Genomic DNA, 8318 nt, shown 5'->3' with positions numbered 1-8318 from the left:
CCCCCCAGCCGTTAGCTGGCACTCTGCCCTATGGAGCCCGGACTTTCCTCCCCCTGATCATTTTCGTCACAGGCAGCGATCATCTTGGCTGACTCGGCGCGCAGTATACATGAGGCAAATGCCAAGCGCAGTAAGATTTACTCTTTTTCTTCAATAATTGTTTTATACAGGGCGTTTTTCTTCATTCCAAAGTAATCTGCAACAATACCGCAGGCTTTTTTCATTGGCATTTCGCTTTCAAGCAGCGTCAGCATTTTGCGTGCTTCAGGCGGTACATCATCTACTAACTTTGGTTTACCAGGCAACATGAGTACTATTTCACCGCGTTGCTTAGTCGGATCATTAGTTAAAAACTGCTTTAATTCACTTACACTGCCATTAAAAAATGTTTCAAAGGTTTTAGTTAGCTCTTTAGCAAACACAACTTGTTGATCGTCACCGAGTGCATTAGCTAAATCGTCAAGGCTTGCCATAATGCGATGCGTACTTTCGTACATAATACTCGTCATACTTGAATTAACGGCTTCAATAAAAAAGTCTTGGCGAGCTTTACTTTTAGCGGGTGTAAAACCTAAAAACTGAAAACGGTCAGTTGGTAAGCCAGAGCAACATACTGCAGTAATTGCAGCGCACGCACCAGGTACAGGAGTTACATGGGCACCTTGTTCGCGGCACAGGTTTACAACAGCATAACCTGGGTCACTAATTAATGGTGTACCAGCATCTGAAACCAAAGCAATATTTAAACCCTGATTTAACTGATCAATAATTTGTTGTGCTTTTTGCTTCTCATTGTGGTCATGTAATGCAAAGGTTTTAGCCTTAATACCAAAATGGCTAAGTAGCTTGCCGGTATGGCGAGTATCTTCAGCAGCTATTAAGTCAACTTGCGATAATGTCGCGATTGCTCGCTGACTTAAGTCGTCATAATTGCCAATTGGGGTGGCTACAATGTAAAGAGTGCCAATTTTCTGTGAATTCTCCTCATTTAACATTGAGGTCTCCTGCGTCAGTCAGTAATATAAGCAAATCGCGTTAACGTATTGGGAAATCATTGTGCGACTTAAACTAGTTAGTCTATTAATTATATTGTCAGGGTTATCGGCTTGTAGCACAACCGAAAAACCAACTAAAAACAGCGATAACTTCAGTAACAGCGCTAATGCACTAAAAAATCAGGCAACCAGTGCAGAATCTATTTACTTATTAGCTCAAAATCGCCAAGGTGCCGATAAAATACAGTTATTGTATAGCGCACGTGATGCAGCTATAACAGAGCAAAACTGGTCATTATTAGAGCAGATAGGTAGCGAACTCGAGCTAACGGCAAGTGTTGATCAAATTCAAAACCGCCTTTATATTGCATTTGCACAAAAACAACAAAACAAAAATGACCAAGCATTAGTTATTTTGCAATCTTTAGATGGTCAACTTACTCAACCTGAACATTTTGCTTGGCACCAGTTTTTAACAGCAAGCATTTATGCATCACAAAATTTTCCGAAGAAAGCTGCGCCTTATTTTTTTAGAGCCTCTGAAACAGCAACTAAAAACAATATGGAAATACCACAACTTAATCAAAGTTTGTGGGACAACTTAAAGCAATTATCATCTTATGCACTTGAACGCTTTAATCGCGGAACGGTTATTCAGCAAGGTTGGGTAAACCTTGCTTTATATCAACAAGTTTATGCAAACAGTGGGGTTGAATTAGATCAAGCCATTAATAATTGGCGTCGCCGTTATGTAGGTCATCCGGCGCGTAGTATTTTGCCTAAACAAGATGAAGCACTGACTGAATTAGCCCCTATAAATATTGAACGTTTAGTTGTAATGTTTCCTCAGTCGGGCCCTAATGAGCGCTTAGGTGATGCACTTAAAGCAGGCGTGTTAGCCGCTCTTGATAAACAAAATATCAATGAAACTATTTTTATTGATGAAAACCTAAGTACAGAAGAAATTGCAGCGCAGCTTGAACAAATAAAACCTGACTTTGTTGTAGGTCCTTTATTAAAAGTTAATATAGACAAACTCGCTAATGCTAAAACATTAACCGATACTCCTGCCCTACATTTAAATACCTTTGATGGCGACCGGGTTTCTTTGCAGCATTACTTTTTTGCGCTTAACCCTGAGCATGAAGTAGAACAAGCTTTAGAGCATTTTTTAGCAATGGGTTATCAAAAACCAATGCTACTAGCACCTAATAATGCTAACGGGCAACGCCTTGTAGACTATTTTAATTTACAATGGCAACGTTACAGTCAGACTAAACCACAGATTGGCTTTTACGATGATAAAAAAGATATGCCCAATACAATTACTAGCTTATTAGAAGTTGATAAATCAAAAGAGCGTATAAAAACTGTAAAAGCATTATTTAGACAAGAAGTAGAAAATGAAACACGCTCTCGTGGTGATATTGATGTTATTTATATTTTAGGTGATGCAATTGAAACACGTTTAATTAAGCCTTTTCTTGATGTTAATGTAAGTACGTTTTCAGACCGCATTCCACTTTATGCAAGTTCAAAAAGTCATAGTAAGCAGATAGACCGCACAGACAAAGGCGATTTAGATGGCCTATACTTTACAGAACTACCATGGATGCTTAACTCACAAATAAAACAACAAGATTTGCGAGAGCAATACAATACACTATGGTCAGATCAAGCTGATATAAGTCAACGCTTGTTTGCTATGGCCTATGATGCGGTATCAGTGTTACACGATATTAGGCAGTTAAGTGTTATGCCTAGCAGCCAATTTAGTGGCTTGAGTGGCAAATTATCTGTTAACAGTAGTGGGCACATTGAACGCACACTCGACTGGGCACAATATTCAAACCGCCGTATAAAACCTGTGCAGTTAAAAACACAGCGCCCGGTGCCTTTGTTTATGCAAACAGCGAGTGAAATACAAACTATAAATTAAACAAGGGGGCGACATGTCGTGGTTTAAAGAGCTGTGGCAAAATAGTCGTGAAAAAGGTCAGTATTATGAGCTTCAAGCGCAAAAGTATTTAATTACTCAAGGGCTAACGCCTATTGAAAGAAATTATTACTGCCCCTTTGGAGAGCTTGATGTCATTATGAAAGATGGCAACACTCTTGTATTTATTGAAGTTAAATTTCGTAAAAATAATGCTCGTGGAGGCGCTAATTACGCTTTAAGTCCACAAAAGCAAGCTCGGCTGAAACGCAGTATATATCATTATTTAGCGGCTAAAAACTTAACCAATCAAGCGCTAAGAATTGATTATGTAGCCATCACAGGAGACTCATCTCCTAATATTAATTGGCTTAAAAACGTATTTTAGGCGTAAATAACCTGAACTTTAGTTAAAGACTAAGTATAAATTATTGGTATTCCATGCAAGATACAATTAAAGAAATTTTTACAGAAAGCATTCAAGTACAAATAGCCGCCGGCGAAGTTTTACCTAGCGCACTTGAATCAGCCGCATTTACTATTGCGCAAAGTATGATCAACGGAAACAAACTAATTTGTTGTGGTACTGCAAATTGCCATATGCTCGCGCAACATATGGCGGGTGTATTAGTTAATCATTATGAAACTGAACGCCCTTGCCTACCTGCTATTGCTTTATCTCAAGAAAATATAAACTTGGGACAAACAAACCAAAGCGATGACCATGAAACTTTTGCTCGTCAAGTAAGGGCTTTTGCTCAACAAGGTGACTTACTTTTAGTTTTGGCAATTAATGGTAATGAAAAGCATATTATTTCTGCCGTTGAAGCCGCACTAACTAAAGATATGAAGGTCATAGTTATGGTTGGTGATGATGGCGGCGAATTAGTAGGTTTACTTGGTCCTAACGACGTAGAAATTAGAACACCTTCAAAGCGCCCTAGTCGTATTATCGAATCGCATTTAGTTAACTTACATTGTTTAAGCGAACTGGTTGATTTAACGCTTTTCCCTCAGGATGAAAATTATGTTTAAACGCTCTCTTATTGTTTTAGGCACGGTTGTATTATTACAAGGTTGTGCCGCAGCGGTTGTTGCAGGTACGGCAAGTGCAGTAACGGCTGCAAACGATCGTCGTACCATTGGCTCACAAATTGACGATAACAACATTGAAATAAAAGCCAGCATTGCTCTTAGTGAAGTAGAACGTATCGAAAAATTCACCCATATAAACGCTGTAAGCGTTAATGGCATTGTTTTACTTGTTGGTCAGGTTCCAAACCAAGAAATGAAAGACGAAGCTCAGCGAACGATTGAAGACGTTTCGGGTATTCGTAAAATACACAATCAGATTCGTATTGGTTCAAATATTGGTATTACTACACAAACTCACGACTCTTGGCTGACTTCTAAAGTTAAAGGGCAGCTACTTACCGCTAAAGATATCAGCAGTAATAACATTAAAGTGGTTACCGAAAACGCGGAAGTATTTTTAATGGGTCTAGTATCAGAACAAGAATCAAACCAAGCCGTAAATATTGCTCGCAATGTATCTGGCGTAGAACGTGTAATTAAAGTTTTTGAATATATGTAACCTCACCAACTCAGGTGATAATTTATAGTTAAGACGATTAATTTTCTAATTTAATGACTATAAACTTTAATGAGTTATTACAGACATAAAAAAACCGCTAATTAGCGGTTTTTTTTGGCACTTACATATTATTTAATAACACGTAAATGGGAGCCTTTTTTCTTTTCAGGCTTTTCTGGTGGTGTTTCATCAGTAAATTCACTTGATGAATCAACACTTTCAAGCTCTGGAGCAAAGTTGTCTTCGTCCTCTAAAAACTCATCTGCTGTAAAGACTGTACCTTCGCCATTTTCACGCGCGTATATTGCTAGTACTGCACCTAAAGGCACATAAACTTGCATTGGCTGACCACCAAAGCGCGCACTAAAGCTAAGTTGGGTAAGGTCTAACGAAAACTGAGTTACTGCTGAAGGACTTATGTTTAAAACAATTTGTCCATCTTGAACAAATTGCGTTGGCACTTGTACATTCGCAAATCCAGCGTCTACCACTAAATGTGGTGTGCATTCGTTATCCACTATCCAATCAAAGAAAGCTCGTAATAAATAAGGACGATTAGGCGTCATTATAAACGAATCTCACGCTCAGCTTCAGTTAAAGAAGCTTGGAATGACTCACGTTCAAATAAACGGATCATGTATTCTTTAAGCTCTTTAGAACCAGCACCATTAAGCTCAATACCAAATTCTGGTAAACGCCATAGTAATGGAGCTAAGTAACAATCTACTAAGCTAAACTCTTCACTCATAAAGTAAGGTGCTTCGCTAAAGATAGGTGCTACAGCTAGTAAAGCCTCTGTTAACTCTTTACGAGCTTGAGCTGCATCTGATGTGTTATTGATGATTTTTTCAGCAAGGCTGTACCAATCAGTATCAATACGGTGCATCATTAAACGGCTACGACCACGCATTACCGGGTAAACAGGCATTAGTGGAGGATGAGGAAAACGTTCATCAAGGTATTCCATGATGATGTTTGCCTGATATAAACCAAGCTCACGGTCAATCAGTGTTGGCACTGTACCGTAAGGGTTAATTTCGTGAAGTGCTTCTGGCAAGTTATCTTTTTCAGCCAAATGAATATCTACACTTACACCTTTTTCCGCAAGTACAATACGTACTTGGTGGCTATACATACAGTTAGCACCAGAAAAAAGGGTCATTACAGGGCGCTTATTGGCAGCTACGGCCATGCCTATACCTCCATTAAATAACTAAAACAGCAAAAGGGGCTTAAGCCCCTATTGCAAAATTACCTTTAAAAATGTTCAACTTAATGAACATCTCTCCAGTATTCTTTCTTAAGCATAAATGCCAAGATAAACAGGATAATTAAAAACCCTATTACCTTAATACCTAGCGCTTCCGATTCAAGACGTGAAGGTTCACCCACGTATTCAAGGAAGTTCGTTAAATCACGAGCCGCTTGGTCGTATTCATCTACGCTTAATTCACCCGTACCATCTGTTTCAGTAGCAATAACTTTAGTCACAGTGTGACCATGCTCTTCTACATCTTTAGTTATAAGCGTTGGTAAACCTTGTAGCTCTTGAAGAACGTGAGGCATACCTACCGATGGGAAAACAATGTTGTTAACCCCAAACGGGCGAGATTCATCTTTATAAAACGATTTTAAGTACGTGTAAATATAATCTGGTGATTTTACACGAGCAATTAGCGTTAAGTCCGGCGGAGCCGCACCAAACCAGTTTGCTGCATCGTCTTTTTTAATCGCATTTGTAATATGGCTACCTACTTTAGAACCGTCAAAAATCAACTGCTCTAAACCAACTTCTGTTGGGATACCGATATCACGAAAAGTACGTTCATAACGTTGATACTGCATTTGGTGACAACCAAGACAGTAGTTCATGAACAACTTTGCACCGCGTTGTAAAGATGGTTGATCAGTAAGGTCATTATTCGCTTCCATTAAAGGAACCGACGGACCTGCTGCCATAACCATGTTAGGCAACAAGTTTACTGATAAAGCAAATAAACCAATAATAAGCTTTTTCATCATTTCGTTAACCTCTCTGGCAATGGCTTAGTTTTTTCATTCTTACTGTATACAAACAACAGTACGAAGAACATAAAGTAAGTCACAGTACAGATTTGAGAAATAATCGTTTTCAAGTCAGTTTGTGGAGTTGCACCCACCCAACCTAAAAGAACGAAAGTAACTACAAAACCTGCAATGTTCCATTTATGAAAACCACAACGGTAACGAACCGATTTAACTCTACCGCGGTCTACCCAAGGTAATAACGCAAGTACCACAATCGATGCACCCATCGCCGCAACACCGATAAGCTTATCAGGGATTGCACGTAAGATTGCATAGAATGGCGTAAAGTACCAAACTGGGAAAATATGCTCAGGTGTTTTAAGTGGGTTAGCTGCCTCGAAGTTTGGACCTTCTAAAAAGAAGCCATTCATCGCTGGCATAAAGAACACAACCCAACAAAACAAGATTAAGAAGCCAACCACACCCACAATATCTTTAACTGTGTAGTAAGGGTGGAACGGTATCGCATCAACAATATCTTTTTTGTCAGTGTAATACTCATGAAATTTAAATTTAGGCTTATCTTTTTCAGCTACAGAGCCTTTCTTACGCTTAATCTCAATACCTTCAGGATTGTTTGAACCCACTTCGTGTAGAGCAACAATGTGTAAGAAAACTAAGATTACAATAACCAGTGGTAGTGCAATTACATGTAATGCAAAGAAGCGGTTAAGCGTTGCACCAGATATTACATAGTCACCACGGATCCAAAGTGTTAAGTCATCACCAATAACCGGAATAGCACCGAATAATGAAATGATTACCTGCGCACCCCAGAATGACATTTGACCCCATGGTAATAAGTACCCCATGAATGCTTCTGCCATTAATGCTAAGAAGATAAACATACCAAACAACCACAATAACTCACGAGGCTTTTGATAAGAACCGTAGATCATGCCACGGAACATATGCATATATACAACGATGAAAAACGCTGATGCACCTGTTGAGTGCAAGTAACGTAGTAACCAGCCATATGGTACATCACGCATGATGTACTCTACTGAGGCGAATGCGCCCTCAGAAGATGGAACAAAGTTCATCGTCAACCAAATACCAGTTAGTATTTGGTTTACTAGTACTAACATGGCTAATGAGCCAAAAAAGTACCAGAAGTTAAAGTTTTTAGGTGCTGGATACTGTGCAATATGCATGTTCCAAACACGTGTCATTGGGATACGGTCGTCTATCCAACCAATAATCTTACCAAACATTATGCTGCCCCTTTTTCTTCGCCCACTAAAATAGTGGTCTCATCAAGAAAAGTATAAGGTGGTATTTCTAAGTTTAATGGAGCAGGTACCGATTGAAATACACGGCCTGCCATATCAAATTTAGAACCATGACACGGGCAGTAGAAGCCATCATCGGTTCCTTCAACTTTTTCACTAAAATTACCTTGGAAAAAGCCAGGTGAACACCCTAAATGCGTACAAATACCTACAGCCAAAAATATCTCTGGACGTAATGAACGGTAATCATTTGTTGATGATTCTAATTGTTGTGGCTCTTGCGAATGCGGATCACGAAGTTGACCTTCATGTTCTTTCATTTGCTCAAGCATTTTTGGGGTCCGTGATACAACCCATACAGGTTTACCACGCCACTCGACACGTATTAATTGTCCCGGTTCAAGTTTGCTGATATCTACTTCTACAGGCGCACCCGCAGATTTAGCTCGCTCACTTGGATTCCAAGACGCAATAAAAGGAACAGCAGCCCC

General features: G+C 39.3%; 10 protein-coding genes. 4 read left to right on the top strand and 6 right to left on the bottom strand.

The genetic code is table 11. The annotated features are described in order from the left end of the window. Positions 1-137 precede the first annotated feature (137 nt). Positions 138-995, bottom strand: coding sequence for a 16S rRNA (cytidine(1402)-2'-O)-methyltransferase (rsmI, locus tag L647_RS0100480; protein WP_024609473.1), 858 nt, complete (start codon positions 993-995; stop codon positions 138-140). Between the two features lie 61 nt (positions 996-1056). Between rsmI and L647_RS0100475 the strand changes: the two genes are divergently transcribed. The 4 genes from L647_RS0100475 to dolP are packed head-to-tail and all read left to right on the top strand — an operon-like array spanning position 1057 to position 4525. Then, complete coding sequence (locus tag L647_RS0100475) at positions 1057-2934, top strand: penicillin-binding protein activator (protein ID WP_024609472.1); 1878 nt, start codon at positions 1057-1059, stop codon at positions 2932-2934. Between the two features lie 13 nt (positions 2935-2947). Then, entirely contained in the window at positions 2948-3319 is a 372-nt protein-coding gene (locus L647_RS0100470) for a YraN family protein (protein WP_024609471.1), read from the top strand. Between the two features lie 53 nt (positions 3320-3372). Further along, entirely contained in the window at positions 3373-3966 is a 594-nt protein-coding gene (locus L647_RS0100465) for an SIS domain-containing protein (RefSeq protein WP_024609470.1), read from the top strand. After that, positions 3959-4525 (top strand): division/outer membrane stress-associated lipid-binding lipoprotein, encoded by a 567-nt coding sequence (dolP, locus tag L647_RS0100460; RefSeq protein WP_024609469.1) that lies wholly within the window; start codon positions 3959-3961, stop codon positions 4523-4525. The genes L647_RS0100465 and dolP overlap by 8 nt, the downstream gene beginning before the upstream one ends. 128 nt (positions 4526-4653) lie before the next feature. Here the strand turns inward: dolP and L647_RS0100455 are convergent, their stop codons facing one another. The 5 genes from L647_RS0100455 to petA form a co-directional block, all read right to left on the bottom strand. Further along, positions 4654-5091, bottom strand: a complete 438-nt coding sequence (locus L647_RS0100455) for a ClpXP protease specificity-enhancing factor (protein ID WP_024609468.1) — start codon at positions 5089-5091, stop codon at positions 4654-4656. Next, on the bottom strand, positions 5091-5717 hold the full coding sequence (gene sspA, locus L647_RS0100450; protein WP_008172749.1) for a stringent starvation protein SspA: 627 nt from the start codon (positions 5715-5717) through the stop codon (positions 5091-5093). Before sspA ends, L647_RS0100455 begins: the two co-directional genes overlap by 1 nt. Positions 5718-5797: 80 nt before the next feature. Beyond that, positions 5798-6547 carry a cytochrome c1 gene (locus L647_RS0100445; RefSeq protein ID WP_024609467.1) on the bottom strand — a complete coding sequence of 250 codons (750 nt, stop codon included), beginning with the start codon at positions 6545-6547 and terminating at the stop codon, positions 5798-5800. Continuing rightward, complete coding sequence (locus L647_RS0100440) at positions 6544-7809, bottom strand: cytochrome b N-terminal domain-containing protein (RefSeq protein ID WP_024609466.1); 1266 nt, start codon at positions 7807-7809, stop codon at positions 6544-6546. Before L647_RS0100440 ends, L647_RS0100445 begins: the two co-directional genes overlap by 4 nt. Then, positions 7809-8318, bottom strand: a 510-nt coding sequence (petA, locus tag L647_RS0100435) for a ubiquinol-cytochrome c reductase iron-sulfur subunit (RefSeq protein ID WP_024609465.1), incomplete at its 5' end; no start/stop codon positions are given. The genes L647_RS0100440 and petA, both read right to left, overlap by 1 nt.

Origin of the sequence: Pseudoalteromonas sp. TB64 (assembly GCF_000498095.1) — a bacterium.
In the GTDB taxonomy this organism is placed as follows: Bacteria; Pseudomonadota; Gammaproteobacteria; order Enterobacterales; family Alteromonadaceae; genus Pseudoalteromonas.
The sequence above is the reverse complement of the archived record's forward strand: the minus strand, read 5'-3'. Positions and strand labels throughout refer to the sequence as shown.